This is a genomic window from Spongiactinospora gelatinilytica (genome assembly GCF_003236385.1).
Classification (GTDB): Bacteria; Actinomycetota; Actinomycetes; order Streptosporangiales; family Streptosporangiaceae; genus Spongiactinospora; species Spongiactinospora gelatinilytica.
This window is the reverse complement of sequence record NZ_POUA01000032.1, coordinates 1-23589: the sequence shown is the minus strand read 5'-3', so window position 1 is coordinate 23589 and position 23589 is coordinate 1. Positions and strand designations below refer to the sequence as shown.

Genomic DNA, 23589 nt, shown 5'->3' with positions numbered 1-23589 from the left:
CGGGTTGAGTGGGATATTGCCGAAAATGCGGTGGGTCTCACCGCGCGGCGCCGCGCGCCCGCAGCCGTTGCAGGTCGCCGAGCGCTCTGGCGCGCGGGTCCACCACGTCGCGCATGGAGGATCCGATGAGGTTCAGCAGCAGCACGCACGCCATGATCGCCAGGCCCGGCACCACGATCAGCCACGGCGCCTGGACCAGGTAGGAACGCCCTTCGGCGATCATGTTCCCCCAGGTCGGGGTGGGCGGCGCGATGCCCATGCCGAGGAAGCTCATCGCCCCGTCCACCAGCATCGCCGACGCCGAAAGGATCACCACCTGCACCAGCGCCAGCGGCAGCACGTTGGGCAGGACGTGGACCACCAGGATCTTGGCGGGCCGCATCCCGGAGACCCTGGCCGCCCCGATGTACTGCCGGGCCGCCACGCTGAGCACCCGGCTGCGGATCACCCGGGCGGTGAACGGCGTGAACAGCACGGTCAGCGCGATCAGCTCGGTCCAGATGCTGGCCCCCAGGCCGATCGCCAGCGCCATCGCCAAGATGATCGCGGGGAACGACATCCAGGCGTCCATGATCCGCATGACCACCGCGTCCACCGCCCGGTAGAACCCGCTGACCAGGCCGATCACCATGCCGGTGAACGCGGCGCACACCGTGATGAGCGCCGACAGGCCGAGCGAAGTCCGCCCGCCGGACACCAGCCGGCTGAACACGTCCCTGCCGTAGGAGTCGGTGCCGAGCAGGTGGTCGGCGGAGGGCGGCAGCAGCCGGTGGACGGGGTCGGTGGCGTTCGCGTCCGGCAGGAACGGCGGCAGGATCACCACGGCGAGCACGATCAGGACGAGCAGCGCGGTGGCCGCGCTGAGCAGCCGGTTGCGCCGCAGCGCCCGGGCCAGCGGCGAGGCCGCCCGCCCGGACACCGGGACGCTCATCTGGGCGGTGGGGGTCACGAGACACGCACCTTCGGGTCGAGCAGCGCGTACGACAGATCGACCAGCAGGTTGACCAGCACGAACATCAGCGCCACGAACAACGTCACTCCTTGCACCAGCGGGAAGTCGCGGGTGAACACCGCGCCGAGGAGCAGCGAACCGAGGCCCGGGATCACGAAGATGGACTCGATGATCACAATGCCGCCCATCATCATCGCGAAGTTGCTGCCGAGCTGGGTGACCAGCGGCATGAGCGCGTTCGGCAGGACGTGGCCGAGCATCACCTGCCGCTCCGACAGCCCCTTGACCCGCGCGGTGCGCAGGTAGGTCTGCGGCAGCTCGCCGAGCACGCTTTCCCGAAGCGTCAGGATGAACAGCGCCGACTGCCCGATGACCAGGCAGATCACCGGCAGCACGAGCGTCGGCGCGGCGGCGGCCGGGTCGCTGAGGATGCTGACGTACCCGCTCGAGGGGAACCAGCGCAGCGTCACCGCGAACACCAGCACCAAGATCAGCGCGATCCAGAAGTCCGGGATCGCCATGCCCAGCCCGGACAGCCTGGTGAGCAGGGCGGCCACCGGGTTGCGCGGCGCGACCGCGTTCCAGAAGGTGACCACCACCGCGACCACGAAGCTGACGGCCGTGCTGATCACGGCCAGCGTCAGCGTCGGCAGGAAGTGCTCGGCCACCACGGGGATCACCGACGCGTGGTAGGTGATCGAGGTGCCGAAGTCGCCCTGCACGACGTTGCCCAGCCAGCTCAGGTACTGGTTCCACAGCGAGCCGGTCAGGCCCATGCTCTGCCGGAGCGCCTCGACGTCCTGCGGCCTCGCCGTCGGACCGAGGATGGCCATGGCGGGATCACCGGGCATCAGACGCACGACGAAGAACATCATCGTGCCCACGATCAGCAGGATGAGTACGAGGTCACGCAGCCGCCGCAGCAGAAGTGCCGCCATGTCCGCCCCCTCTCACCTTTTCAGCCAGGAGTTCCAGAACACGCGGTAGAACCCGTCGTAGCCCTTGAGTTCGGGCGACCAGGCCGCGTACAACCTGGACTGGCTCAGGGTGATGACGGGCAACTGCTCCCACACCAGCGCCTGGAGCTTGTCCATCACCTCCTTGGCCTGCACGGGCGAGGTGACCGCGTTGTACTCGCGGACCAGCGCGGCGATCTCCGGCGAGGCCGAGCCGTTGAACGCGCCGAGCGTGACCGCGGGCATCTGCGACGGGGAGGTGAGCGCCGCGTTGAAGAACAGCGTGGTCAGGTCCCAGCCACCGGGGTCCTTGTTGATCGTGCCCAGCATCGTCGGGAAGTCGTAGGTGTCGATCTTCGTCTTGATGTCGATCTGGGCGAGCTGGTCCTGTAGCAGCACCGCCCACTGGGCGAACTGCGGGTAGCTGTTGGAGGTCACGATCCGTACCGTGTCACCGGCCTTGACACCGGCCTGCGCGAACAGTTCCTTGGCCTTGGCCGGGTCGTGCTGCTTGTAGACCTCGTCGCCGACGGTGGAGTACAGGGCGGGGTTGTCCTCGGAGACCATGGCGCCGACCGCGGCCGTGAGGTCGGGGCCGCCGCCGGTGGCCGCGTTCATGGCGGGCTTGTCCATGAGCAGGTTGAGCGCCTGGCGAGCGCGCACGTCGGCGAACTTGGAGCCCTTGGCGTGATTGGGGATGATCACGTTCTGGTTGGCCCCGGCCACGTTCCCCACCACGATGGAGGCGTTCTCCTTGAGCGCGGTGTACTGGTCGTTGCCCGGCATGGCGTGCTGCCACTGCCCGGTCTGCAGGCCGTTGACCAGGGCGTCCTGGTCGGCGACGACCTTGTAGGTGATCGTGTCGAGGTAGGCCTGCTTGGCGCCGGCCTGGCCGCCCCAGTCCTGGTCGGCACGCGACTTGTAGTTGCCGTAGCGCTCCAGCACGACCTGCCGGCCGATGTCCCAGGAGGCCAGCTTGTACGGCCCGGTGCCGATCGCGCCCTTGTCGGTGAAGCCGGTGGCGGGCACGCCCTCAAGGTTCTTGGCCGCGTAGATCTCCGCGCCAGGGCTGGCCAGCTCGTCGATCAGCGGGTAGCGGGGTTCCTTCAGCTTCAGCAAGACCGTGTCGTCGCCTTTGGCCTTGAGGGTCACCACGTCGGGCGCGACCTGCTGGCCGGTGACGTGGCTCTTCAGCCAGCGCTGCAGGCTGGCCACGACGTCCTCCGCGGTGAGCGGGCTGCCGTCGTGGAACGTGACACCCTTGCGCAGCTCGAAGGTGTAGGTGAGCCGGTCGGAGCTGGTCTCGTAGGTCTCGACCAGCATGGGCCTGGCCGCGAACTCCTTGTCGACCTCGAAGAGCTTCTCGTAGAGCAGGTTGCCGATGTGCGCGGTCACCTGCCCGGGGTTGGCGACCATGTCGAGGGACTGCGGATCGGTGGGGACGGCGACGATCAGGTTCCCGCCGCGTACCGGCGGTCCGGCGTCGGCGGCGGTGTTGGCGGACGGCGCGGCGCCGCCTCCGCATCCGGCCAGGAGCAGGACGCCCGCCGTGACGGCGGCGGCCAGCCCGGCACGCAGGCGGCGCGGTCGGCTGTTGAGCACGTTCATTCGGTTCTCGCTAATGGTCCGAGGGGGGTCACCTGCTGGGGTGGCCGTGCCTGCCGATGTACGCCGACAGGTCCGGGTTGGCCGCCAGCAGGCGGCGGGTGTAGTCGTGGGCGGAGGATGTGGCGATCTCGTGGGGCGTACCGGTTTCGATCAGCTCGCCGCCGTACATCACACCGACCCGGTCGGCGACGGACAGCACCAGGCTGAGGTTGTGCGTGATGAACAGGAAGCTGATGCCGTGGGAGCGCCGTAGTTGCAGCAGCAGGTTCATGACCTGCCCCTGTACCGAGACGTCCAGGGCGGAGGTGGGCTCGTCGGCCACGATGAGCCGCGGGCGGGCGGCGACGGCGCGGGCGATGGAGACGCGCTGCCGCTGGCCGCCGGACAACTGGGCGGGGAGCCGGTCGGCGCAGCCGGCGGGCAGGCCGACCTCGTCGATCAGCTCGGCCACCCGGCGGTCCAGTTCGCCGCCGCGCAACGGGGTGAGTTCGCGCAGCGGCTCGGCGATGATCCGCGCCACGGTGTGCCGTGGGTCGAGCGAGCTCTGCGGATCCTGGAAGACGAGTTGCGCCTGGCGGCGGAAGGCCCGCTCGTCCCCGCTCAGCCCGGCCGGGGTGATCTGGTGCTCGCCGAAGGCGATCCGCCCCGAGGTGGGCGTCTCCAGCGCGGCGACCATCCGGCCGAGGGTCGTCTTGCCCGATCCGGACTCCCCCACCAGCCCGAAGAACTCGCCGGGCGCGATTTCCAGCGAGACCTCGTTCACGGCGCGCACCGGCGACCGGCGGGCGAGGCGCGACCTTCGGCCGTAGACCTTGGTGACCCGGTCGATGCCCAGGGGCGGGGTGTCCCCCACCGGGGCGGGGGCGTCGGGCAGGCGCAGGGTCTCGGTGACCGGTTCGTCCCGGCCGGCCGTCCCCTCGGTGACCGCCCTGAGCCTGGCCTCCGAGATCGTCGGAAAGCCCTCGCGCCGGCTCACGCCGAGCCGCGGCACGCACTCCAGCAGCGCCCTGGTGTAGGGGTGCCGCGGGGCGGTCAGGATGTCGAGCTTGTCGCCGATCTCCACCAGCCTGCCGCGGTACATGACCGCGATCCGGTCGGCGATCTCCGCGGCCACGCCCATGTCGTGGGTGATGAAGACGCAGGCGGTCCGATGCTCGCGCTGCACCCGCTGGAACAGCGCCAGGATCTCGGCCTGGGTGGTCACGTCGAGCGCGGTGGTCGGCTCGTCGGCGATGAGGATGTCGGGGTCGGACATCAAAGCCATCGCGATCATGACCCGTTGCTGCATGCCGCCGGACATCTGGTGCGGATACAGCGCCATGATCCGTGCGGTGTCGGTGAGCCCGACCTCGGCCAGCAACGCCTTGGCCTTGGCCTCCGCCGCCCGGCGGGCCTTGAGGCCACCGCGCGCCGGTACGCCGTCGGGCCGGTACGCCTCCAGGAGCTGGGCGCCGACGCGCTGGGCGGGGTTGAGCGAGTCGAGCGCCTCCTGGAAGATCATTCCGATTCTGGCGCCCCGGTACGCGCGCATCTGCTCCGCGCCGAGCCGGGTGACATCGACGCCGCCCACCGCGATCTCGCCCTCGGTGTAGACCGGGGCGACGAACTCCAGCAGACGGACGACCGACAGGGCGGTCACGGTCTTGCCGCTGCCGGACTCCCCGACGACGCAGAGCGTCTGCCCTGCGACGACATCGAGGGTGAGCCCGTGGACGAGGTCGAGCCGTTCTTCGTGTCCTGCGGTGTCCTGGGTGACGCCGATCGTCACATCCGTCAGATTGAGCAGCGACATGCGCGAGAGTTCCCTTCCTGGCACCGGTCAATGGAACGCTCCGCAGGGTTGTCCGCACCCGCATTGAGCTGCCGAAATCCTTGTCCGGCCAGATAGTTCTACAAAGGTTGACAGACCGCATCCCCACTGTCAACGGTTATTCCACGTTCGTAGACGGAGGCTTTCGCGGGGGAGCGATCATCCCTATGGTTAACGTCTACGCGCGTAGAGATTAGCTGCGGGCGACGCGCGAAGGAAGACCCGCACGTCGATCCACGAAAGAAGGAGCACTCCGTGAGCACGTCCACACCACCCTCCCCGGACCGGATCGTCGACATCGCGATCGGCTACATGGGCGCGAAGCAGCTCTTCGCCGCCCGCCGCATCGGGCTGTTCCAGGCCCTCGCCGATGGCGAGCGCAGCGCGCCGGAGATCGCCGACGCCACCGGGGTCACCCCGCGCATGGCCCGCATCCTGGCCGACGCGATGTCCGCCCTCGGGCTGCTGACCCGTGCCGGCGGTCGCTACCGGCTCGGCCCGGAGGCGGCGGCGTACCTGACCGGCGAGGGGTCCGAGCTGGACCTCGGGCCCTTCCTCACCTTCCTGAACGAGATCAGCTACGGCCACTGGCTGCAGTTCGACCAGACCGTGGACACCACCGCGCCCGGCGACCTCGGGATGAACGAGGAGCGCTGGGGCACGTTCATGTCCGGCGTCATGACCTACAACGCCCTGCACGCCAGGATGCTGGGCGCCGCCTTCGACTTCTCCGGGTACGCGAACCTGCTGGACCTCGGCGGCCTTTCCAGCAAATTCGCCCTGGAGGCGCTGCGCGCCAACCCCGGCCTGCGCGCCACCTTCGTCTACGACCCGTCCTTCACCGGCGCGGTGGCCGAGCAGGTGAAGCAGGCGGGGTTCGCCGACCGGGCGGTGGTGACCGGAGAGCCCACCCCCACCGCGCGGCCGGAGGGCCCCTTCGACCTGGTCATGGTCAACCACGTCGTCCACCGCTTCGACGCCGGGCAGAACGAGCAGATCCTGCGCAACGCCCGCGCCGCCGCCGCGCCCGGGGCGACGTTGCTGCTGCTGGACTTCTTCCTCGACGAGGACGAGCGGCAGCGCCCCATCGACGCCCTGCACGCCGGGGAGTACCTGGTGATCGACGGGACCGTCGTCTATGAGGAGTCGCAGGTCCGCGGCTGGCTGGAGCAGGCCGGCTGGCGGCCCGTGGACCGGCTGGCCCTGCCCGGCAGCCCCCGCGTGCTGGTCGCCGAAGCGGCCGGAAAGGAGTAGCGCCATGCCACTGGACCCGGCCGTGGCCGGGCTGCTCGCGGCCATGGCGCCGGAGACGGGCGGCGGCGCGCCGCCGATGCCGCTGTCCGCGCCGGAACTGCGCGCCGCCTTCGCCGCCGGGATCGACCTCCCCGCCGACCTGGAACCCGTCCGCTCGGTCACCGACCACCTGGTGCCGGGGCCGGGCGGCGACATCCGGGTGCGGGTGTACCTGCCCGAGGCCGGCGGCCCGGTGCCGGCGTTCGTGTGGCTGCACGGCGGCGGCTGGACGATCGGCTCCATCGAGGAGAACGAGGTGTCCTCCCGCGCGGTGTGCAACGGGGCCGGGGTCGCGGTGGTGGCCGTGGAGTACCGGCTCGCGCCCGAGCACCCCTTCCCCGCCGCGCCCGAGGACTGCTACGCCGTCGTGGAGTGGCTGGCCGCGCACGGCCGGTCGATCGGCGTGGACGGCGGGCGGCTGGCGATCGGCGGGGAGAGCGCGGGCGGCAACCTGTCGGCCGTGGTCTCGATGATGTCCAGGGACCGCGGCGGCCCCCGCCTGGCGGCCCAGGTGCTGATCTGCCCGGTCTTCGGCCACCCCGACGACGGTTTCGGCTCCTACACGGCCTTCGCCGAGGGGTTCGGGATGACGGCGGGGATCATGCGGTGGTTCTTCGAGCAGTACGTCCCCGACCCCGCCGACCTGGACCGGCCGTACGCGCTGCCGCTGCGCGCGGGCGACCTGGCCGGGCTGCCCCCGGCGCTGGTGATGACGGCGGAGTTCGACGTGCTGCGGGACGAGGGCGAGGCGTACGCGCGGCGGCTCGCCGAGTGCGGCGTGCCGGCCGAACTGACCAGGTACGACGGGCAGATCCACGGGTTCTTCGGGCTCTACACCGCCCTGCCCGCCTCCGGCCGCTCGCACGCGCAGGTGGCGGGCTACCTGCGCGAGGTGTTCGCCTGAACGTGCGCGCCGTCCCACAGGGGCGGCGCGCACCTGCGGTCAGGGGCGGGTGAGCCGCTCGAAGAAGGACTCCAGGTGGCGCCGCTGCAACTCGACGGTGGAGAAGTCGGGCCCGACCAGGCTCATCACGTTGGCCCCCGCGTTGAGCAGCACGATCTCGTCCACGAGTTGTTCGTCGGGCAGCGCGGTGACGATGTCGCCGTCGGCCCGGCCCTCACCGATCAGCCGGTGCAGCGTGCCGCGCCAGGCGCGCAGGTGCTCCAGGTACTTGTCGTGCAGCTTAGGGTTGCACAGCGAGGTGTGCCAGAAGGTGAGCAGTATCCGGCCGGCCAGGATGCGGTCCTCGTCGATGGGCATGGCGGCCTCGCACATCGCGCGCAGGGCGTCGAGGCCGCGGCGGCCCTCGATGGAGACGTATTCGTTCATCATCGCGAGCGCGCGCTCGTAGGTCGCCTCGATGATGTCTTCCTTGCTCCGGAAGTAGTGCTTGAGCGCGCCGTTGGCGAACCCGGCCGCGCTCGCGATCTCCCGCATGGTGGCCGCCTCGATGCCGCCCTTGACGATCAGCTCCCATGTGACGTCGATGATGTCGCTGCGACGCTGGTCATGGTCGATGATCTTGGGCATTCGGCACCTCCCTGCGGGCCCCCCGGGGCACGGCGATCACACCATCCGGCACGTTCGTCTACCAGTGTAGGACAAACTGCCGTCCGGAGGCGGGGCGGGATCGCCGGCCCCTTGGCGGGATCCTTTCAGGAGCGCATCGCGGGGACCGGGAAGTCCACCACCACCTGGCCGGTGCCGCTGCTGCCGAAGTACGGGCAGAGCTGTTCCCCGCGGCCGGTGTAGTCGCGCCAGCCGAGCAGCCCGAAGAGCATCGCGGTGTCGGCCATCGCGCCCTCTCCGGTGCAGCGCGCGTTGTAGTCGGGCAGCATGTCCAGGAACTCGGCGATCCGCCCCTCGTTCCACATCGCGAGGACCGCCTGGTCGACGTTCTTGTTGATCTCACTGCTGACGTCGTCCAGGAGGGATTCGGCGATCTCGTTGGGCGGGAAGGCGTGCGACAGGGAGCCGCTGGCCAGGAACGCCACCTTGCGGTCGCTGCGCCGTACGGCCCGCAGCAGCGCCTCCCCGATCCGGCGGTTCTCCTCCACGGTCGAGTAGATGTTGCAGCCGATGGGCAGCACCCGGATGCCGGAGTCTTCGTTCATGAAGTACATCGGGACCAGCGTGGCGTACTCCAGGCCCAGGTCCTCGTAGGTGTGCACGCGGGCCTTCTGGCCGCCGGCGACGATCTCCTCTCTGATCAGCTCGGCCAGCTCGGGATCGCCCTGGTAGTCGTAGGCCAGGTCGTGGATGAAGTGCGGCAGCTCGTGGCTGACATAGGTGGCGCGGTGCCGCTCCTTGCCGTTCAGATGGAAGCCGATGCTGTTCATCCAGTGCGTGTCGGCCACCAGGAAGGTGTCCGCGCCGCGCTCGCGGGCCCGCCGGCCGACCTCGGCGAGGGCCAGTTCGGCGGGACGGCGGATGCCGAAGTGCTTGCCGGGCTGAATGGACAGCCAGATGGACGGCACGTGAGTGATCTTGGCTGCCAGGACGATCTCTCCCATCACACGGCCTTCCTGCCTGGCCGGTGACGACCGTCCGAGATCTGGGTCATCGGGGTCTCCTCTCCACTGCGGACGTGATGCGTGTCATGTAGGTGTCTGGAGGGGTTTGTCGATATTTTGGCATATGCCATAACCTAAAGGATGTCGTATATGATTTGAAGTGCAGGAGCCGGGAACCCCTGCTGACCTGTGGCCGGGCAAGCATACGGCGGCCGGTCCCGGCCGCCGTGGTGGCGCACACCCGTACCCAAGGAGAAGCCTCATGAGATTCCGATCGGACCCCGCGTCGATCCGTGGGTCCATCGCCCCGGTGGTGACCCCCTTCACCGACCAGGGCGCCCTCGACCACGACTCACTACGCGCACTGGTCCGCCGGCAACTACGCCAAGGCTCCCACGGCATCTCCACCGCGGCTCCACCCCTGCTGTTCGTCGAGACCAACCCGGCACCCGCCAAATGGGTCCTGCACCAGCGCGGCCACATCGCCTCCGCACACGTACGGCCGCCGCTCATCCCCCCGACCGCCGCCGGTGTCCAGCGGATCGAGGAGTTGCTGGCACAGAGCAAGGAGATCGCAGGTTGAAACTGGAGCACTACATCGACGGGGCCCACGTGCCCAGCGCCTCCGGCGCGACCTTCCATGCGATCGAGCCGGCCACCAACCAGGTCTCGCTGACCGTGGCCGCGGGCGAGGCGGGCGACGTGGACGCGGCGGTGCGGGCGGCGCGCAAGGCATTCACCGACGGGCCGTGGCCGCGGATGAACGGCGAGCAGCGGGCGGTGATCCTGCGCGGCATCGCGCACGCCGTCGAGTCGCGCGATGAGATGATCGCCGAGGTCGAGTGCGCGGACACCGGCCTGCCCATCACCCAGGCCAGGGGCCAGGCCAGACGGGCGGCCCAGAACTTCCGCTTCTTCGCCGACGTGATCAGTGATCTGGGTGAGGACGTGTACCGGGTCGGCGCCGCCCAGCTCAACTACGTGGTGCGCAAGCCGGTGGGCGTGGCCGGGCTGATCACGCCCTGGAACACCCCGTTCATGCTGGAGACCTGGAAGCTCGCCCCCGCCTTGGCGGCCGGCTGCCCGGTGGTGCTCAAGCCCGCCGAATGGTCGCCGCTGTCGGCGAGCCTGCTCCCGCAGATCATGGAGGAGGCCGGGCTGCCCACCGGGGTGTTCAACCTCGTCCACGGCATCGGCGAGACGGCCGGGGCCGCGTTGGTCGCGCACCCCGACGTGCCGGTGATCTCCTTCACCGGGGAGACCACGACCGGGCAGACCATCATGCGGTCGGCCGCCGCCCACCTGAAGACCCTGTCGATGGAATTGGGCGGCAAATCGCCGCTGGTGGTGTTCGAGGACGCCGACCTGGAACGGGCGCTGGACGCGGCGGTGTTCGGGGTCTTCTCGCTGAACGGCGAGCGCTGCACGGCCAGCTCCCGGGTGCTGGTGGAAAGGTCGCGGTACGCGGAGTTCGTGAACCGGCTGGCCGAGCGGGCGGCCAAGGTCAGGGTAGGGCCGCCCGCCGACCCCGCCACCGAACTGGGCGCGCTGATCCACCCCGAGCACTACGAGCGGGTCATGGGGTACGTGCGTTCGGGCGTGGAGGAGGGCGCGCGGCTGGTGGCCGGCGGCTCCCGGCCCGAGGGCCTGCCCGACGGCAACTTCCTGTCGGCCACCGTGTTCGCCGACGTCACGGCGGGGATGCGGATCTTCCAGGAGGAGATCTTCGGGCCGGTGGTCTGCGTCACGCCGTTCGACGGCGAGGCGGAGGCGATCGAGCTGGCCAACGCCACGCAGTACGGGCTGGCCGCGTACGTGTGGACCAACGACCTGCGCAGGGCGCACCGGCTGGCGCACTCCATCGAGGCCGGGATGCTCTGGATCAACTCCCAGAACGTGCGCGACCTGCGCACGCCGTTCGGCGGGATCAAGTCCAGCGGCGTGGGCCGCGAGGGCGGCCGGCACAGCATCGACCTGTTCACCGAACCGCACATCGTGCACGTGGCCACCGAGGACCTGCCGGTCCCGCGCTTCGGCGTCGGCTGATCGATCCGCTCAAGGGGCCGCGACCACGCGCAGCCGGTCGTCCAGGCGGCGGGTGAGGCCGCGCGCGTCGAGGTGTTCCAGCAGCGGGATCACCACGCGGCGGGTGGTGCCGAGCGCGGTACGGGCGTCCGCCGCGGTGAACGGCCGGCCCAGCTCGGCCAGCCGCCGCGCCGCCGCCGTGTCCGCGCCCGCCGGTAGGACCACCCCGCCGGCCAGGCGCAGCAGCAGCCCGGCCCGCGCCGCCGCGCCCACCACGCGGGCGGTGAGCCCCAGTTCGGTCAGCCGGGCGGCCTCGGGGGCCCGGTACGGCGCGGCGGCCAGCTCGGCGCGCAGCCGTCCGACCGCCGCCAGCACCGGCTCCGGCAGGCCGCCGGCCGCGTCGATCCGGCCGTCCGCGACGCTCAGCGGCGGGCGCGACCCGGCCAGCGCCTCGACCAGCCCGCGCGTGGGGAGGGCGAGCGCGGTGCGGGCGGCGTCCACGGGGATGCCCGGCTGGGCGGCGGCCAGCGCCGCGAGCCGGTCGGACAGCTCCGCCCAGGTCCCGGGATCGACCAGCCAGCCGTCCGCAGCCGGCGCGGCGAGGGCGGCGGGGTCGCAGCCCATCGCGACCAGTTCGGCTCGTTGTGCCATGCCGCGCCAGCGCAGCACGGTGGCGGCGTCGGGCACGGGGTCGCCGGGGGCGGCGAAGGCGGCGAGTTCGGCGGCTCTGGTCCGGGCCGCGCCGGTACGGCGGAGCGGCGCCGGGCGTACGTCGAGGACCCGTACCCCGACGATCGGGCGGCCCGAACCGCGCAGCAGCGCCCGGTCCCCGATCCGCAGCGGCAACGGCCGCGCCAGCGTCAGCCGCGCCGTCCCGGCCCCCAACGGCCGCACCCGCACCGCCACCGACGCCGACCCGATGTGCAACATCGCCTCCCGCCACACCCGCTCCTGATCCGCGGCCGTTGGTCCGGCGGTGTCCAGGCGTACGTCCGTGGTGTCGGTCGGGAGCCAGGCGTCGGGGGTGAGCAGTGTCATGCCTCTGGCCGCCTGGTCCCGACCTACGCCGCGCAGGTTGACCGCGACGCGGGCGGTCGCCGTGACCTGCGGCGACGGCTCCCCCAGCGCCTGCAACCCCCTGACCCGCACCGGCTCGCCCGCGAGCAGGAGCCGGTCGCCCGCCCGCAGCGTGCCCGCCGGCAGCGTGCCCGTGACGACCGTCCCCGCGCCCTTGATGGTGAACGCCCGGTCGATCCACAGCCGTACCGGCGCGGCGGCGTCGGGCGCGGGCAGCGCGCCGGTCAGCCGGTCGAGCGCCGCCCGCAGCAGGCCGAGCCCTTGCCCGGTACTCCCGCTCACCGTGACCACGGGCCATCCGATGTGCTCGCGGGCCTCGGCCAGGGCGGGCCCCGGCTCCCTCAGATCGCACCGGGTGACCACCAGCAGCCCGTGCTCCACGCCGAGCGCGCGGATCGCCTCCCAGTGCTCCTGGGACTGGGCCTGCCAGCCCTGGTCGGCCGCGAGCACGAACATCACCGCGGGCACCGGCCCCAGCCCGGCCAGCATGTTGGTGACGAACCTGGCGTGCCCCGGCACGTCCACGAAGGCGACCCGCCGGCCGGAGGCCAGGGTGGTCCAGGCGAACCCGAGGTCGATGGTCATCCCCCGGCGGCGCTCCTCGGCCCACCGGTCCGGTTCCATCCCGGTCAGCGCCCGCACGAGCGTCGACTTCCCATGATCCACATGACCAGCGGTCGCGATCACCTGCATGATGTACCGCCCTCCCGCCCCTCGGTGGCGGAGGCGAACGGGAATCGAACCCGCCGGCGACGCGGAGCGCCGCCCCATGGCTTTGAAGGCCAGGAGGACCACCAGGAACCCACGCGCCTCCACGATCACCCTAACGCGGCAGCCGTACCGGCCGCGAGCGGCACTCCGGCACGTCGAAGTTCTTCCACAGCCTCTGGTCAGGCATTTGACAAGAGCGGTCACACAGGACTCGCCACACCGTGCATGAACGGTGTGCCGAACCCGGTGGGCCCCGCTCGCCGCCTTGATGTTCGCCCGCCCCTTGGCCCGGCGGAGCCCGGGGCCGTCGGCCGCTCTCCCGTGTCCCCGTGAAATCGCCGCCCAACGCGCCCGTTTTTATGTGATTGAGACCCCGGCACCGGGCGATTACGCTTCGCCGGGAAAGTCATGCGCACAGAAAGCGATGGGTATGCGAATTCGTCAATTGGTGATGGCCGTCGTGCTGGCAGCAGGGGGTCTGGCCGCGTTACCCGTGACCCCGGCCGCAGCCGTACCGGGCGGGGTGGCGGCGGCGCCACCCGTCCAATGCGCGGGTGACGGCACCAGCGGCCACCGGGTGCAGCTCCTCTACACCTACGAACCGGGGTCGAACCGGTTCGCCGAGCGTGAGCCGGTCATGCGGGCCGCCGCCTGGACCGCGCAGCAGAACATCAACGACAGCGCCCGGCGGGACGGGGCGCAGCGCTGGTTGCGCTTCCTGACCGGCGTCACCGGCTGCCAGCCGGTCATCTCCTCGATCGAGGTGCCCACGGGATCGACCAACAGCGGCACCTTCGTCAACCTGCTCAAGACCATGGGGTACAACACCCCGCAGCGGATCTACGTGATCCTCGCCGAGAACCACCGCCTCAACTGCGCGGGCGCGGAGAACGACGGCGTCGGCAACGACGACTCGCCCGGCACCGGCAACCTGCACAACAGCAAGACGTTCTGGATCACGTTCCAGCCCTCCTGCTTTTCCGGGCATACCGTGACACACGAGGTGGCGCACACCCTCGGCGGCGTACTCCCGTACGCGCCGCACGCCGACGGCGGCGGGCACTGCACCGACGGCAACGAGACGCTGTGCCAGAACACCGGCACCGTGGCGTGCCCCGACCCGCTGGCGGTGCGGCTGCTCGACTGCGGGCGTGACGACTACTTCGCGATCGTCCCGCAGGGCTCCTACCTGCCGACCCACTTCAACGCCGCGCTGCACAGCCGCTACCTGGAGCCCGGCGCCGCCGTACCGGCCATGACGACGATCCCGCCGCTGCCGCCGCAACTGCTGCGCGCCGCCGACGTCGAGGGCAGCTCGATCGCGTTCGGCTTCCTGCCGAGCATGCTGCCCACGGGCTCCGGGTACACCTCGGACCACCAGATTCTGCGCAACGGGTCGGTGGTCGCGACGGTACCCGGCTGGCAGACCACCGCGCGGGTGACGGGCCTGCCGTCCAACACCACCGCCACCTACACCGTCCGCCAGCGCGTCACCTATGGGGGTGTCACGCGCACCTCGGCGAACTCGCAGCCGCTCACCGTCACCACCAACGCGGCCACCGACCCTGCCGGGCAGCCCGAGTCCGGCGCGGTGCTGATGCTGACCAACGACCTGGTCGACTCTTCGGGGCCCAACCAGGCGATGGACCTGTTCTCCTTCAACGAGAACGACAACGCCGAAATCGTGCAGTGGCCCGCCAACGGCCAGGCCAACCAGCAGTGGAAGCTGACGCCCGCGGGCACCGGCTTCACGCTGAGCAGCCTGCACAGCCTCAAGTGCCTGACCCCGCTGGGCGGCGCGACCGCGCCGGGCACCAAGATCGTGCAGACCCCCTGTACCGGGACGACCGCGCAGCAGTGGACGTTCCCGGCGATCTCGGGTCTGACCTACCAGGTCAGGTCGGTCGCCGCCGGCCTGTGCGCGCAGTCCGAGGGCGCGGGCACCGGCGCCGGCACCAGGCTCGTCCTCGCCGCGTGCTCCACGGTCCAGCCGTCCCAGCGCTGGACCGCCAACAGGATCGCCTGACCCACCGGCGGGCCGGAGCCTGAGCGTCCGGCCCGCCGTACCAGGTCCACCGCGAGCGTGTGGACAGACATCGGCAGGCCGCTTGCCGTGTCGATCAGCGGTCCTACATTGATCCCCGGTAGTACGCCATCACCGGTAGTACCAGAGTTGCCAGCGGCTTCCCTTCTTCCGGCAGTCGGTGGACCAGGCAGCACCCTCGGCCTTCATCTCGTCGCCGGCGGCATCGCAGGCGCCGTACGACGAGTAGTATCCAGCCGCATACCATTGCGCGGCCTGCGCGGGTGCTTGGGCGAGAAAAATCGACCCGGCCAGCAGAGCCGTCCCTGCGCCGATTTTGGTCAGCGCTTTCCTCATGACTTCCCCTTCTTTCCGGCGGGATTTTCCTGGACCGGCCACGCGAATTATGAGCCCTGCTCTAAATTCGGTACGCGGCCCGTCGGTGCCCTAGTCTCAGCCGCTCGGTTTGGCCTGGCAACACATTTCCATGGTCTGCTATGGTCGGCTTTGCTCGGAGGTGTTCGTCCAGGTCATGGGCCTTGGTCGACCGGATCGGACCACGGTGGACCAGGCCGGTTGCCCGTGGAAGGCGGTAGCGGCGGATGGACGGCAAAGCGCCGGATCCAGAGCAGGCGCGGACGGCCGCGGAGTTCGTGGCAGGAATGCGCAGGTTACGTAGCTGGTCCGGGCTGAGTTATCGGCAGCTCGCGCAGCGGGCCGCCGCGGCAGGCCGGGTACTCCCGCACAACACGCTGGCCGCGGCGCTCCAGCGGGACACATTGCCGCGCAAGGACCTCCTGGTCGCCTTCGCCAAGGCGTGCGGGCTGCCCGATGAGGAGGTCGCCGCATGGACGGCGGCCCGTTATCGGCTGAGCGAGGAAACGCTCAGGGAAACGGCCGGAGAAACGAGCGGAGAATCACCGGGGAAGGCCGCCGGAGAATTTTACGGGGCAACGGGCGAGAAATTCGCCGGGAAGGCCGCCTGGACCCGGCCCGGCGATGACCGGAAAGCGGCCGGTTCCCCGCTCGCCGATGTCCCGGCGACCGCAGGGGAGGATCACGAAGAACGGCGGCCCGCGGCCTCCGGCGGTTTCTCCCGCCGTGACCTGCTCGCCACTGCCGCGGTGGCGGGCACGCTGGGCGCGGGGATCGCGCTCGCGGTACCGGAGCTGCTCCGCCGCGCCCGCGCCACGCCCAGGCCCCGGCCCGACCCCACGCCCATCGTGGGGGCGCAGGTCTCGGTCCTGCCCCATCCCGACGTGGTGGACACCGTGGCCTTCAGCCCGCACGGACGCGTCCTCGCCACCGGCAGCCTCGACGGGACCGTGGGGTTGTGGGAGGTGGCGACCGGCAGGCGCCTCACCGTGCTCACCGGGCACACCCACTACGTCGGGTCGGTGGTGTTCAGCCCGGACGGCCGGGTCCTGGCCACCAGCAGCTTCGACGGGACCGTGCGCCTTTGGGACATGACCACCATGAAGCTGCTCACCGTCCTCACCGGCCACGCCGGTCCGGTGCTCGTCAGGTTCAGTCCGGACGGGCGCGTCCTGGCCACCAGCGGCCATGATGCGAAGGTGCGGCTGTGGGACATGTCCGGCCGGACGCTCATCGCCCTGCTCGGCGGGCACACCGGCCTGGCGGCGATCACCTTCAGCCCGGACGGGCACGTCCTGGCCACCAACGCGAACGACCCGATGGTACGGCTGTGGAACGTGGCCCGCGCCCGCAGGACGGCCAGCCTGCCGTTCCCCGAGCCCGGCAAGAGCCGCGTCCTGTTCGGGCCGGAGGGCCGCCTCATGCGCGTCGACCAGGGGCCGCGCAGCGTGTCGGTATGGGACGTCGCGGCCGGGAAGAGCCTCACCGCCTTCGACGTCGTCGCATCGGGCACGATCGTCAACGACGACGGCGCCACCGGCCTCGCCGACGTGGTGACCCGCAGCCTGGACGGCACGGTCCGGGTCTGGCCGGTACATCCCGGGCGTCCCCTGTCAGAACCCTGGGTCGCCTTCGCCGGGCCACCCGGCCAGGACAAGGACCTCCAGCTCGGCCGGCGCGGCGACGTCGTGGCGGTCTGCGGTATGAGCGGGATGACCGAACCATGGAAGGCCGACACACGGGTCTGGCTGGGAGATATCTACACCAAGCGGCACCTCACCACCCTCGCGGGCCACACGGGCAGAATACGCGCACTGGCCTTCAGCCCCCGCCGCGACCTGGTCGCCACCGCGAGTGTGGACAGAACCGCCCGCTTATGGCGAATCCGAAAGCTGTAGCCGCCCAAACCCAAAACCCCGCGCCGGGAATCAGAAGCGCAGGCGGCCGGGTGTCCGGAATGGGGTATCCCGTCGCGACGGGATACCCCCTTGGAGCCCGTGTGTCACGGGCGGTCGTGCCGGATGTCCCCGGTACCCATGTGTTCCCGGCCCCTCTGGTGCTGCTTGCGCAGCCCCATGAGGCCGAGCAGGCCCGTGAGGCCCAGCAGGCCCCACAAGCCGGCGTTGCCGCCGCCCTGTTCGGTTTCGCCGCCGGGCTGCGGTGCCGGTGAGGCCTGGGTGTACGCCACCGAGGCCGCAGGGGCGTCGGCGATCGCCGTGGTTGGGGCGAGCCCGAGACTGGCGATCAGCCCCAGGCCGGCGATGGTTCTACGCATTTTCCCCCCCGATTTCGACGGACTCTCCTTCAAGAGCCCTGATCGGCGGCCCGGCCATGCCCGGCCGCGATGGTGCCTACGCAGTTTCGCCTACCGTCGGCGGGTTGTCCCAAACCTCATTAGGAGTCGGCAAGCCACCCTTTTGTACTGTTTTTTGGCCTGCGGTTTCCCATTTCACGGCAGCGCCTGGAATGCCCGCGGGAAGCTCCCGAAACCTCTTCACCTTACGTATTCACTCGAACACAGATAGCACTCGACACAAAGCGTGATCGCATGGATACTCATCGTGTAAGCATCACGTCCCCCTCCAGACACGGGAATCACTCACCGCACTGCCGTATTTCGTGCTGCCGGTGAACGAAACCACCTGCCAGGAGGGGCGTAGAAAGGGAGACAGTAAGTGAAGCTCAACCGCACCACGCGCGTCGCCCTCGCCCTCGCCGCCACCTGTGTGGCCTCGGCCGTCCCGGCGACCGCGTTCGCCGCCACGTCGGCGCCGGCCGCCGCGGAGGCACAGCAGGCCGCCCCGGCCGCCGTGCCGCCCGGCTACGAGATCGTCACCCTGCCCAATGCCAACGTCCCCAACTTCCAGCGCCGCACGCTCTACTGCCCGGGGAGCAAGAGGGTGCTCGGCGGTGGCGGCGAGGCCCAGGGCAACGGGGCGATCCTGGTCGGCTCGTTCCCGACCACCGACGGGCGCGGCTGGATCGCCCTCGGCCGCCAGATCGGCTACAACGACGTGGGCATCAGCGTCTACGCGATCTGCGTCGACTGAGCGTCCCCGAAAGGCTGAGCACCACAAGCTCAGTGATCTCTGAGTGACCCGGCCGGCGGCGGTGCCCCCGTGCCCACCGCCGGCCGTTCCGCGCCGGAAGCCGCAGGCCAGTCCACCAGGGGCCGGAAGGAGCGGACGAGCGACGCGTACGGCATCATCCGCATGACCGTGTCGCGCAGCGCGACCAGCGGCGGCGCGGTCCAGTGCGCCACCGGGCCGATCCCCCGTGACCGGCGGACGACCATCTGCGTGCGCGGCCGTCTGGCCAGGTCGTAGGCGCGCAGCCCGGCCGCCGTCCCGCGCTCGGCGACCTCGGCCGCCAGCACGACCGCGTCTTCGAGCGCCTGGCAGGCCCCCTGTCCGACATTGGGCGTCATCGCGTGGGCGGCGTGGGTGACGCTGCGCAGGCCGTCCGCGCCGACCACCAGGTCACCGGTGAGCGTGCCGCCCGCGTGGACGACCGTGCCGTCCGGGCGTATGTCGCGGACCTCGGTCCCCGGGCGCAGTGCCGCAGGCGGCACCTTTCAGCAGCCCGTACAGCGAGAACGGATCGTTGATCTGGATGCGCACGTGCTGCCCCGGCGTGTACGGCGAGCCGATCGGCTCGTACGCGACGAACCGGATGTATCGCATCGTGCCGGTGACACGTCATGGAGGTCCTGCACCAGCTCGACTTCATCTACACCGACCTCGAACCGGTCTACGAGGAATGCCTGCGCGACCTGGCCGGACGGCTCGGCCTGCCGTACGAGCCGCCGGGCGTCGGTTAGGCGGGCACCCGGTGCCCGGCCAGGTGAGCCAGGACGGCCTGGTTCGCCGCCCAGCCGTCCGGGAACTTGATCGGTACGTTGAGCCGCACCTGCGGGCTGGACGGGTGCTCGTCCAGCAGCTCGGCGATGCCCGCCCTGGCCACGACCACGCAGGCGTGCCGGTGCCGCGAGGTCAGCACGCACAGCCGCCCCGACTCCAGGTGGAACGCGGTCGCGTCGCGCCGCCCGGACAGCGGGTGCCAGACGATCGTGACGTCGTACTCCCGGCCCTGGAGCCGGTTGGCCGTGTCCACGGTCACGCCCTCCGGTACGCCCGCCGCGCGCACCGCCGCCACCTGGTCGTTGTGCGCACAGCCGATCGCGATGCGGGCCGCGGTGACCGCGTGGGAGCCGTGCTCGTCGTGGGCCGTCACACCGCGTTCGAGCAGCCGGGCGGCGATCCCGGCGCACGCCGCGGCCACCTCGGGATCGGTGCGCACGGTGTGGCGGGCGGGGAGTTCGTGCAGCGCCCAGCCGTACGCGGCGGCCTCCTCGACGGTGGCGTCCCACGGACCGCGAGTCCCGCCGGACACCGCGGGCGAAAGCCGCCGCTCCCCCGGCGCGGTGCCCGCCGCGAAACCCGCGGCCGGGTAGAAGGCGCGCGCCACGACCGGGGCCGCCGAACCGGGCAGCCGCCACGACACCGGCAGCCGATGCACCGGCAGGCCGTTGATCCGCTGAGTGACCGCCACCGCGCTCTGCATGGGATCCCAGGCCAGGCCGCTCCAGCGCTCGCTCTCGACCACCGAGAACGGGTCGAGCTGCCCCGGATCGCCCACGAACAACGTGTGCCCGTCCGCGAACAGCGGCGCGACGGCGAGCAGCTTGTCCGAGCGCATCTGGTAGGCCTCGTCCACGATCGCCCACCGCCAGGACCGGCCGGACACGTACGCCCACTTGTCGGCGGTGGCCACCACGACCTGGCAGCCCTCGACCTTGTCGATCTTGTTGTCCGGCACGACGGCGGAGTGGCGCAGGACGCGCTCCGGCGGCTCGAAGCCCTCGGCGTGCAGGCGTCCGATGGTCAGGCCGGGCGACCTGGTCGCCAGCTTGTCCACCAGGTCGTCCACCTGCTCGTTGGTCTGCGCGACGATCATCAGACGCTCGTCGGCGGCGGCGAGCCGCATGGCCGTGGCCACGACCAGCGTCGTCTTGCCCGCGCCCGGCGGGGAGTCGACGACGACGCCCCGGTGGGCACCGCCGGTATAGTCGTCCAGGATCGCGTCCGTGACGGCCTGAGCGGCGGCTTTCGCGGAGGTCACGACCACGCCTCCTGGGCGTCCTCGTCCGTGGGGACGTACTCCTGCGGCGGCCCGCCGTGCGTCCACGGGGTCTCCTCCAGCGCGGGCAGCGGCGGGCGGCGGCCCCCGGACGGATCCAGGTCGGCGTAACAGACGGTCTCCCCGACCTCGGGCACGCCGTCCTTGACGCCGCCGTTGATCTGGACGACGACCGTGCCGTCCTCGGCGGAGAGGATCTGGCCCGCCTGCCTGGGACGCGACGGGGACAGCACCTTCTTGCCGGGCGCCAGCCGCAGTGGGTCGGCCGTCTTGACGGTCACCAGCGGGCGGACCACCGGCCGCTTCCCGCCCGGCGGGATGATCTTGCGGTCCGGCTCGACGGCGACGACCTCGCCGGCGAACGCCACGCCCTCGGCGCGGTACTCGGCCATGACCAGCGGATCGTCGAACGCCCGGCCCGCCTCGTAGGTCTGCTGGGCGATCTCCAGCATGGCCAGCCGCCTGGCCGCGGCCACCGCGGAGTCCCAGCGGCCCTGCGACAGGCCGCCCTCGGCGATCCGCGCGTTCTCCCCGGCCAGCGACGCGCGGTCGCGCTCCCAGCGCAGCACGGCGCTCGGTGCCTCCGGCAGCGTGCGCAGCAGCGCCACGCCCCGCCAGACCAGATCCCAGGTGGGCCGGAGCTGGTCGTGCAGCGCGGCCCGCACCCGGTCGGCCGACCCGGAGGCGTCGTAGTCGGCGATCGACGGCTGGAGCACCCGCCGGTCGAAGTCGGGGTCGGTGTCCGGGCCGGGCGGCGGCGAACGCCGCGGGTCCTCGGCCACGGCCGCCGCCTCCGGGCCGGTCATCCCGGCCGGGGGGTCGATCCAGCCGAGCAGCGCGGCCGGGTCGGTGTCCTCGGCGTCGCTCTGCCCGGTGACCCAGTGGGCGGCCAGCGCGTCGGTCAGGGACAGCAGCATCGCCGACCCGGCGTACTCTCCGCGTCCGTGCAGGTAGGTGAGCCAGCGGCCGAGTACGGGCACCAGCGGATCGACGGCGTGCGGCCCGTCCGTGCGGCGGAACCTGGTGGACCGGCCGAGCAGGCGGACGAACGCGAGCGCGCCTCGGTTCGGCACGATGATCTGCGGCGCGTCCAGGCACCTCGGGTACGGGGTCCGGGCCTCGACCTCCTCGCTGTCGGCGGCGTACCGCTCGATGTAGGGGACCATGACCGAGGCCAGCTCGGCGGCGAAGGCGAACCGCAGATCGCGGTCGCGCGGCTGGGGCACGACCAGCAGGCGCGGCTCGGCCGGATCGCACCCGACCATCGCGCCGAGCGGGGCGGCGGCCTCGCCGGCCATCCGCAGCGGGACGAACACCATCGGCGCGTCCGACAGATGCACGTGCCGGACGGTGGCGGCGGGCCGCGCCCGGCCCTCATGCCGCGCCCGCGCCTTCAGATAGGAGCGGAACAGGGTCATACGACCGCCTCGTCATAGATCCTGTGGATGTGCCGGAGCCGTTCGGCGACCTCGGACTGATCGTCCTCGGGCAGCACGGCGCCCTCCGCCAGGCCGATCGCGCCCGCGACCGAACCGACCCCGCCGAAGTCGTCGCGCACGGAACGGCCCAGGGCCGCCAGGGAGTCGCAGGCGTGCGCCTCGGCCCGGCAGAAGGCGGCCATCTCGCAGGCCGCCAGGCACTCGGGGGCGTACCGGGCCCCGACCGCGGACAGGGCGGCGGCCACCTCGGCGGCGGGCCTGCCCAGGTCGAAGGTCAGGTCGGCGGGGAGGGCGGCCAGGATGCGATCGACGCCCTTGAGCCGGCCGAGCTGCCGGTCCAGGACCAGGAGCTGGTGGCGTACGTCCACCAGGGTGGCCGTCGGCACGTTGCCGAAGTCCTTCGGGCAGACCAGGACGACATCGTGCGACACCCGCTCGGGGTCGAGGCCGAGATCGGCGAACAGGGCCCGCATGGCGTGTACGTAGACGGCGGCCTCGCGGGCGGCGGCGGAGACCTTCGCGGTCTCGGCCTGGCCGTCGATGACCGCGAACGCCTTGATCGCCACTATGTGGAAGCGCCCTTCCGCCTGGAAGGCGATGACGTCGGGCTCCAGGTAGACGTCATGGCCCGCGACGGCGAGCTTGAGCAGCGGACGGTCGAGCAGGGTGGCGGCCCGTCCCGCTTGGGCGGCGTCGCGCAGCAGGTCCGCGGTACGGCGGTGCCGTACCTCGCGTGAGGCGCCGGCCTCCTCGCCGGTGGTCTGGTACGCGGTCTCGGCGGTGGTCAGGTGCAGCACCTCGCGGAGCAGCCCGGCCAGGCGCGCGCCGTCGTCGTCCTTGACGATGGCCTTGAACTGCTCGTTGCGGAACATCGCGAACGGCGACAGGCCGAAGCGCGGCGGATGCCCGAGGTGCCGGATGGTCCGGCCCTTGTCCACACCGGCCGCGTCGAGCACGGCCCGTCGGTCACAGCCGGGGTTGGCGGCGAGGGCGGCGATCGTACGGGCGTTGTGATCGATCGGCTCGACGGGGCCGCGCAACGCCGCGAGCCGCCCCGGCCCGTACTCGCCTCCGCCGGTCACGCTCACGCCACCTCCAGTCCAGAGGGACCGGGCCGAGAGGACATGACCAGGCACAGGACGGGGCCCCGACAGCCCGGCCTTCGACACACGCCCATACCCTCTGGCCGTCCCAGGGCCACCACACGCTCTTCCGGCCCGTCCATTCCCACACGTTACTTTAGCTCTGGAGGACGGCCCTTCTCCCCTTTATCAATGCACATCCGTCCGGTTCGTGGGGTCGGTGCCCACCGGCAGGTCGGGACGACGTCGCCGGTCACGTCACGGCGACCGGCAAGTCGCCCAGCCCGGCTCAGCCCGGCCCCGCGGCCTCACTCACCGCCGGGCCTACTCCTCGCCGTCGTCCTCCTCCTCATCACCGCCCGTCGCGGGCTCGGGCCGGTCGGAGTCCGGCTGCGGCCCCGGCGCGGGGTCGGACGGCCTGTCCTTGGGAGGTCCGCTGTGCTTGCCCATCCTTGTGGTCTCCCTCCGCATCACTGGCTACTTCACTGATCGGTGATCGCCGATTGTGAGCGTACGACTACGAACAGCCAGCGAGCAAGGGCGTTCGGCAGGCTTGACCATCCGGCCCATCCCACCCTCCAGCCC

General features: G+C 71.2%; 21 protein-coding genes and 1 tRNA gene. 7 read left to right on the top strand and 15 right to left on the bottom strand.

Going from position 1 to position 23589, the window contains the following annotated elements; translation table 11 throughout:
- Window positions 1-37 precede the first annotated feature (37 nt).
- Genes C1I98_RS06775 through C1I98_RS06760 form a run of 4 tightly spaced genes read right to left on the bottom strand, consistent with a single transcriptional unit; the run spans window position 38 to window position 5308 of the window.
- Window positions 38-949: an ABC transporter permease gene (locus C1I98_RS06775; protein ID WP_199536765.1), complete on the bottom strand. Its 912-nt coding sequence runs from the start codon at window positions 947-949 to the stop codon at window positions 38-40.
- Window positions 946-1890 carry an ABC transporter permease gene (locus C1I98_RS06770; protein ID WP_111166212.1) on the bottom strand — a complete coding sequence of 315 codons (945 nt, stop codon included), beginning with the start codon at window positions 1888-1890 and terminating at the stop codon, window positions 946-948. Before C1I98_RS06770 ends, C1I98_RS06775 begins: the two co-directional genes overlap by 4 nt.
- Before the next feature lie 12 nt (window positions 1891-1902).
- Window positions 1903-3516 carry an ABC transporter substrate-binding protein gene (locus C1I98_RS06765; protein WP_111166211.1) on the bottom strand — a complete coding sequence of 538 codons (1614 nt, stop codon included), beginning with the start codon at window positions 3514-3516 and terminating at the stop codon, window positions 1903-1905.
- 28 nt (window positions 3517-3544) lie between these two features.
- Window positions 3545-5308 carry a dipeptide ABC transporter ATP-binding protein gene (locus C1I98_RS06760; RefSeq protein ID WP_111166210.1) on the bottom strand — a complete coding sequence of 588 codons (1764 nt, stop codon included), beginning with the start codon at window positions 5306-5308 and terminating at the stop codon, window positions 3545-3547.
- A 273-nt stretch (window positions 5309-5581) separates the two neighbouring features.
- Here C1I98_RS06760 and C1I98_RS06755 point away from each other — a divergent pair, with 273 nt between their 5' ends.
- Both C1I98_RS06755 and C1I98_RS06750 read left to right on the top strand, forming a co-directional pair.
- Window positions 5582-6580 (top strand): methyltransferase, encoded by a 999-nt coding sequence (locus C1I98_RS06755; protein ID WP_233507293.1) that lies wholly within the window; start codon window positions 5582-5584, stop codon window positions 6578-6580.
- A gap of 4 nt (window positions 6581-6584) precedes the next feature.
- Window positions 6585-7523, top strand: a complete 939-nt coding sequence (locus C1I98_RS06750; RefSeq protein WP_111166209.1) for an alpha/beta hydrolase — start codon at window positions 6585-6587, stop codon at window positions 7521-7523.
- A gap of 39 nt (window positions 7524-7562) precedes the next feature.
- Here the strand turns inward: C1I98_RS06750 and C1I98_RS06745 are convergent, their stop codons facing one another.
- Together C1I98_RS06745 and hpaD are read right to left on the bottom strand one after the other, a co-directional pair.
- Window positions 7563-8150: a TetR/AcrR family transcriptional regulator gene (locus tag C1I98_RS06745; protein ID WP_111166208.1), complete on the bottom strand. Its 588-nt coding sequence runs from the start codon at window positions 8148-8150 to the stop codon at window positions 7563-7565.
- Between the two features lie 125 nt (window positions 8151-8275).
- Entirely contained in the window at window positions 8276-9133 is an 858-nt protein-coding gene (gene hpaD / locus C1I98_RS06740; RefSeq protein WP_111166207.1) for a 3,4-dihydroxyphenylacetate 2,3-dioxygenase, read from the bottom strand.
- A gap of 262 nt (window positions 9134-9395) precedes the next feature.
- On the opposite strand from hpaD, the gene C1I98_RS06735 reads away from it, so the two are divergent.
- A complete protein-coding gene (locus C1I98_RS06735; RefSeq protein WP_111166206.1) occupies window positions 9396-9716 on the top strand; it encodes a dihydrodipicolinate synthase family protein in 321 nt (106 codons plus the stop codon).
- Entirely contained in the window at window positions 9713-11179 is a 1467-nt protein-coding gene (hpaE, locus tag C1I98_RS06730; RefSeq protein ID WP_111166205.1) for a 5-carboxymethyl-2-hydroxymuconate semialdehyde dehydrogenase, read from the top strand. The genes C1I98_RS06735 and hpaE overlap by 4 nt, the downstream gene beginning before the upstream one ends.
- Before the next feature lie 9 nt (window positions 11180-11188).
- Here the strand turns inward: hpaE and C1I98_RS06725 are convergent, their stop codons facing one another.
- Window positions 11189-12928, bottom strand: a complete 1740-nt coding sequence (locus C1I98_RS06725; RefSeq protein ID WP_111166204.1) for a selenocysteine-specific translation elongation factor — start codon at window positions 12926-12928, stop codon at window positions 11189-11191.
- Window positions 12929-12953: 25 nt separating this feature from the next.
- Window positions 12954-13049 (bottom strand) — tRNA-Sec (locus tag C1I98_RS06720).
- 327 nt (window positions 13050-13376) lie between these two features.
- Between C1I98_RS06720 and C1I98_RS06715 the strand changes: the two genes are divergently transcribed.
- On the top strand, window positions 13377-14972 hold the full coding sequence (locus C1I98_RS06715; RefSeq protein WP_158557940.1) for an RICIN domain-containing protein: 1596 nt from the start codon (window positions 13377-13379) through the stop codon (window positions 14970-14972).
- 129 nt (window positions 14973-15101) lie between these two features.
- Here C1I98_RS06715 and C1I98_RS06710 read toward each other — a convergent pair whose 3' ends face one another.
- Window positions 15102-15326 carry a hypothetical protein gene (locus C1I98_RS06710; RefSeq protein ID WP_111166202.1) on the bottom strand — a complete coding sequence of 75 codons (225 nt, stop codon included), beginning with the start codon at window positions 15324-15326 and terminating at the stop codon, window positions 15102-15104.
- Between the two features lie 245 nt (window positions 15327-15571).
- Here C1I98_RS06710 and C1I98_RS06705 point away from each other — a divergent pair, with 245 nt between their 5' ends.
- Window positions 15572-17242 carry a WD40 repeat domain-containing protein gene (locus C1I98_RS06705; RefSeq protein ID WP_111166201.1) on the top strand — a complete coding sequence of 557 codons (1671 nt, stop codon included), beginning with the start codon at window positions 15572-15574 and terminating at the stop codon, window positions 17240-17242.
- Window positions 17243-17346: 104 nt separating this feature from the next.
- Here C1I98_RS06705 and C1I98_RS06700 read toward each other — a convergent pair whose 3' ends face one another.
- Complete coding sequence (locus C1I98_RS06700) at window positions 17347-17619, bottom strand: WGxxGxxG family protein (RefSeq protein ID WP_111166200.1); 273 nt, start codon at window positions 17617-17619, stop codon at window positions 17347-17349.
- A 400-nt stretch (window positions 17620-18019) separates the two neighbouring features.
- Between C1I98_RS06700 and C1I98_RS06695 the strand changes: the two genes are divergently transcribed.
- On the top strand, window positions 18020-18394 hold the full coding sequence (locus C1I98_RS06695) for a hypothetical protein (protein ID WP_111166199.1): 375 nt from the start codon (window positions 18020-18022) through the stop codon (window positions 18392-18394).
- A gap of 29 nt (window positions 18395-18423) precedes the next feature.
- Here C1I98_RS06695 and C1I98_RS06690 read toward each other — a convergent pair whose 3' ends face one another.
- From C1I98_RS06690 to C1I98_RS44920, 5 genes are all read right to left on the bottom strand, one after another.
- On the bottom strand, window positions 18424-18915 hold the full coding sequence (locus tag C1I98_RS06690) for a flavin-dependent monooxygenase (RefSeq protein ID WP_111166198.1): 492 nt from the start codon (window positions 18913-18915) through the stop codon (window positions 18424-18426).
- Window positions 18916-19160: 245 nt separating this feature from the next.
- Window positions 19161-20465 (bottom strand): AAA domain-containing protein, encoded by a 1305-nt coding sequence (locus C1I98_RS06680; protein ID WP_199536764.1) that lies wholly within the window; start codon window positions 20463-20465, stop codon window positions 19161-19163.
- Entirely contained in the window at window positions 20462-21901 is a 1440-nt protein-coding gene (locus tag C1I98_RS06675; RefSeq protein ID WP_111166196.1) for a hypothetical protein, read from the bottom strand. Before C1I98_RS06675 ends, C1I98_RS06680 begins: the two co-directional genes overlap by 4 nt.
- On the bottom strand, window positions 21898-23010 hold the full coding sequence (locus C1I98_RS06670) for a hypothetical protein (RefSeq protein ID WP_111166195.1): 1113 nt from the start codon (window positions 23008-23010) through the stop codon (window positions 21898-21900). The genes C1I98_RS06675 and C1I98_RS06670 overlap by 4 nt, the downstream gene beginning before the upstream one ends.
- A 318-nt stretch (window positions 23011-23328) precedes the next feature.
- Window positions 23329-23454: a hypothetical protein gene (locus C1I98_RS44920; protein ID WP_267898020.1), complete on the bottom strand. Its 126-nt coding sequence runs from the start codon at window positions 23452-23454 to the stop codon at window positions 23329-23331.
- Between the last annotated feature and the right edge of the window lie 135 nt (window positions 23455-23589).